This is a genomic window from Bradyrhizobium genomosp. III, assembly GCF_000261705.1.
GTDB classification, from domain to species: Bacteria; Pseudomonadota; Alphaproteobacteria; order Rhizobiales; family Xanthobacteraceae; genus Bradyrhizobium; species Bradyrhizobium ottawaense.
Window position 1 is genome coordinate 1 of sequence record NZ_AJQF01000248.1, and the last position, 3,848, is coordinate 3,848.

Genomic DNA, 3,848 nt, shown 5'->3' on the forward strand with positions numbered 1-3,848 from the left:
CTGCTGCGAATGCGAGGACGCCGCGTCGCGTCGGCGTGCGAAGCGACGTCGGGGTTTCGTGTATCGGAAGATCTTGCGCGCTGCTCATTTTCATTATGATATTCGAATACACGAATGTGACAAGGAGATCCGATCTTGCGCTGCACCATCGTGCTGCTGGCATGGCTGGCCTCGAGCGCGCTCGCGCTCGGTGCGGAAGCCGATAGACTTGCGGATGTCGCATCGGCGATGGCGCCGATCATGGCCAATCTGCGCACCGCTGCGAGCTATGCGCGCACCGGAAATATCGCGCTGGCACAGATCGAGACCGACGAGGCGGTCGCCGGGTGGAAGCGGCTCGCTTCCCTGCCCGCTGACGGACCGTCCGAGTTGTCGAGATTTTTCGACGGAGGTCGCGAACGGCTGGCGACGGCGACGGCTGCACTGGACCGCGGAGACGATGTCGCCGCCGGCCGCGAGCTGCTTGCGCTCCGGCAGGCTTCTCACGCGCTCAGGCGTCGCGCAGGCCTCTACGATCTCGGCGATTGCATCTTCGAGATCGCGCCCGCCATGGAAACGCTGCGTGTCGCAGCCATCGGGTATGGCGAACGGCCGGCACCCGCAAACGCCGAGGAGACCGTTGCCACTGCAGGCGCGTTCCGCGATCGGCTTCAACGCTGTAACGAATGGGCAAACAGCGAGATCGCGGCCCAAGGTGAATTCCGCCGCCTGATCGACGGCGCAATCGCCAGCAGCGGCGAGATCGCTCATGCCGCGATGGCGGGCGACGGCCCCCTCGTGCATCGTTACCTCATCGAGTTGCAGTCCTTTGCCCAGTTGCTCGACTTCCGTTACGGCTAGCCTCAGCCGATGCTGGTCAATGCAGGGAAATACTCGAGCAGCCATTGCGAGACCGCGGGCATCAAGCCGGTCAGGAACATCAGACCCGTCGCGACCAGGAATACGCCCATCGTCTTCTCGATCAGGCCGAGATGCCGGCGCACACGACCGAGCGCGGCAATGAAGCGGCCGGTGAAGGCCGCCGCGATCAGGAAGGGAATGCCGGTCCCGACCGAATAGGCGAGCAGCAGCAGTGCGCCCCGCCCGGTCGTGTCCTCCGAGCCAGCCATCAGCAGCACGGCGGCGAGGATGGGGCCGGCACAGGGCGTCCAGCCAAACGCAAAGGCCAGGCCCATGACGAAGGCCCCCGCCACGCCGGCCGGGCGGTTGTCGACCTGCACGGTCGCGCTGCGATAGAGCAGCGGAATCCTGAGCAGCCCCAGAAAATGCAAGCCCATGACGATGATCAGCCCGCCGGCGACGATGCCGAGCGTCGACAGATGCACGGAAATGAAGCGTCCCGCGATCGAGGCGGTCGAGCCGAGCGCGACGAACACCAGCGAAAAGCCCGCCACGAAGGCCAGCGCGGAGAGCAGGATCCGTGGCCGCAGATCCGGCCTGTCGCCGGATAGATCCGTGACCGAGACGCCGGCCATGTAGCACAGGAAAGGCGGCACCAGGGGCAGGATGCAGGGCGACAGGAACGACAACAGGCCCGCGACGAAGGCCGCACCAAGCGTGACGTCCAAGGTCATTTCCGCCCCATCCCTAGCACATATACGAATTTAATGATATAAGCCCCAGGGACGTTTGCAAGCAAGTCCGCCAAGCAAGTCCGCAAAGGGCCGGTTACGCAGCATGAACAGAATCGTCGTTTTGCTCGCCCTGGCCGCCGGGCTCGCGCTGCCCGCGATGGCCTCGCGCGCCGCCGAGCTCGTCATGCTCGAGCGCGCTGGCTGCGTCTGGTGCGCGCGCTTCAACGCCGAGATCGCCCCGATCTACGGCAAGACCGACGAAGGCCGGGCCGCGCCGCTGCGACGGGTCGACCTGAACAGGCCCCTTCCCGCCGATCTCGCCGGAATCGATCCGGGTCCCTTCACGCCGACCTTCGTCGTGGTACAAGAGGGCCGTGAGATCGGGCGCATTCGCGGCTATCCCGGCGATGCCTTCTTCTTCGGCCTGTTGGACCGAATCCTGTCAAACACGGGATCGGAACCCGGGAGGTCGTGACCACCTTGCGGATTTTCTGAGAGGAACTTGACGCGATGCCGTTGCCAAAGCTGAAGGATATCGAGGGCTCCGCCGAACTCGAGCAGATGATCGAGAAGGCGCGCGAGGCCAGCGACATGCTCAAGGCGCTGTCGCACGAGTCCCGATTGCTGCTGCTGTGCATCCTCGCCGAGGGCGAGAAGTCCGTGACCGAGCTCGAGCAGTTCCTGGGCGAACGCCAATCGACCGTCTCCCAGCAGCTCGCGCGGTTGCGGCTCGATCGGCTGGTGACGACCCGCCGCGACGGCAAGACGATCTACTACAGTCTCGCCAGCGAGGACGTTCGCAAGATTCTCACCGCCGTCTACGACGTGTTCTGCGAGCCGGTACGCCGGCGCCGCCGGTAGTTCTCCGCGCTGGATTTTCGCGCCCACCGGCGCAGACTACCCGCAAGGCAGAACCAAAAACGAAGCGGGAGGAATGCTGAGCCCTTCGACCATAGCGTTTGCATGCGGGCTTGCCGCCGGCGCCGTGCTCGGCGTTGCCGGCCGAGCGGGTCGTTTCTGTACGCTGGCGATGCTCGAGGACGCATTCTTCGGATCGGATTTTCGTCGGCTGAAATCCTTCGCGCTGGCCGCGGCAGTCGCCCTGCTCGCGACCCAGGCGCTCGCCGCGTTCGGCATTGTCGATCTGTCGCGGTCAATCTACCTCACGGCGTCGATCGGTCTTGGCGGTGCGATCATCGGCGGTCTGATGTTCGGCGTCGGCATGGCGCTGGTCGGCACCTGTGGCTTCGGCACGCTGGTGCGCGTCGGTGGCGGCGATCTAAGGGCCATCGTGGTCTTTCTCGTGCTCGGCCTGTCGGCGCTCGCGACCATGCGTGGCATCACCGGCATGCTGCGGCTGATGCTGATCGAGCCGTTGTCGGTGAGGCTGCCCGAGGGAAGCACCCAGACCTTGACGTCGCTGCTCGGCGCAGGCAGCGCGATGCGCGCGATCCTCGTCGTGGCGATTTCCGCCGCGCTGGCCTTCTGGGCCCTTGCGGATGGCAGGCTGATCCGGTCGCCGCGGCTGCTCGCCTCCGGTCTTGCCGTCGGCGCAGCAATCGCGTTCGGCTGGTTTGCCACCGGATGGCTTGCCGACGACGAGTTCGATCCCGCGCGGGTCTCCTCGCTCAGCTTCGTGGCGCCGCTTGGTGATGCCATCCTTTACGTCGCCACCTTCTCCGGCGCGCGGCTCAATTTCGGCATCGGCTCGGTTGCCGGCGTCGTCGCAGGTTCGTTTGCCGCCGCGATGCTCGCGCGCGGCTTCCGCTGGGAAGCGTGCGACGACGCACGCGAGTTGAAACGTCACATGATCGGCGCGCTGCTGATGGGCATCGGCGGCATCATGTCGATGGGCTGCACCATCGGTCAGGGCCTGAGCGCGCTGTCGACGCTCGCGGTTTCGGCCCCCGTCACGATGTTGGCCATCGCCTGCGGCGCGCGCCTTGGGCTCGAGTTCACGATGACCGGCGAGTGGCTGCCGGCGGTGCGCAGACTGTTCGGGGTCTCGACCTAAATCGAAAAACGCGGATCGGCGTCAAATCGCCGTCGAACTGCCGGCCTCGTATCCTCCTGCAGCCCGGTTGCCCCTTCAAGCATGACGGCAGACACACCTTCGCATTCTCGCGGCGCAATTCGCCCGAGCTTTGCTTCGTCTCGCGACCCTCCAATCCAAGAGGGCGCAGGGAAGGCCGGGTGCTGGCTCGCACCCGCGGTCCGCTGCGCGAAAAGCGCACGCAGTAAGAACCGCACAGCAGCATACAGGTGGTGCCGATC

Annotated in this window: 5 protein-coding genes; 4 read left to right on the forward strand and 1 reads right to left on the reverse strand. The window is 65.6% G+C overall.

The window, feature by feature from the left end:
* The first annotated feature begins 135 nt into the window (after window positions 1-135).
* Entirely contained in the window at window positions 136-840 is a 705-nt protein-coding gene (locus IC66_RS0121525; RefSeq protein ID WP_049806594.1) for a hypothetical protein, read from the forward strand.
* A 2-nt stretch (window positions 841-842) separates the two neighbouring features.
* Here IC66_RS0121525 and IC66_RS0121530 read toward each other — a convergent pair whose 3' ends face one another.
* The gene (locus IC66_RS0121530; RefSeq protein ID WP_038948997.1) at window positions 843-1,574 is read right to left on the reverse strand and encodes a cytochrome c biogenesis CcdA family protein; all 732 of its coding nucleotides are present in this window, start codon (window positions 1,572-1,574) and stop codon (window positions 843-845) included.
* A gap of 103 nt (window positions 1,575-1,677) precedes the next feature.
* Here IC66_RS0121530 and IC66_RS0121535 point away from each other — a divergent pair, with 103 nt between their 5' ends.
* From IC66_RS0121535 to IC66_RS0121545, 3 genes are all read left to right on the forward strand, one after another.
* A complete protein-coding gene (locus IC66_RS0121535) occupies window positions 1,678-2,049 on the forward strand; it encodes a thioredoxin (RefSeq protein WP_038948998.1) in 372 nt (123 codons plus the stop codon).
* A gap of 35 nt (window positions 2,050-2,084) precedes the next feature.
* Window positions 2,085-2,435: an ArsR/SmtB family transcription factor gene (locus IC66_RS0121540; RefSeq protein WP_018316042.1), complete on the forward strand. Its 351-nt coding sequence runs from the start codon at window positions 2,085-2,087 to the stop codon at window positions 2,433-2,435.
* A gap of 73 nt (window positions 2,436-2,508) precedes the next feature.
* Window positions 2,509-3,588: a YeeE/YedE family protein gene (locus IC66_RS0121545; RefSeq protein ID WP_038948999.1), complete on the forward strand. Its 1,080-nt coding sequence runs from the start codon at window positions 2,509-2,511 to the stop codon at window positions 3,586-3,588.
* The last annotated feature ends 260 nt before the right edge of the window (window positions 3,589-3,848 follow it).

Coding starts and splice junctions, on each gene's coding strand:
- IC66_RS0121530 (WP_038948997.1), bottom strand. CDS start 1,574: ATGACCTTGGACGTCACGCTTGGTGCGGCCTTCGTCGCGGGCCTGTTG.
- IC66_RS0121540 (WP_018316042.1), top strand. CDS start 2,085: ATGCCGTTGCCAAAGCTGAAGGATATCGAGGGCTCCGCCGAACTCGAG.
- IC66_RS0121545 (WP_038948999.1), top strand. CDS start 2,509: ATGCTGAGCCCTTCGACCATAGCGTTTGCATGCGGGCTTGCCGCCGGC.
- IC66_RS0121535 (WP_038948998.1), top strand. CDS start 1,678: ATGAACAGAATCGTCGTTTTGCTCGCCCTGGCCGCCGGGCTCGCGCTG.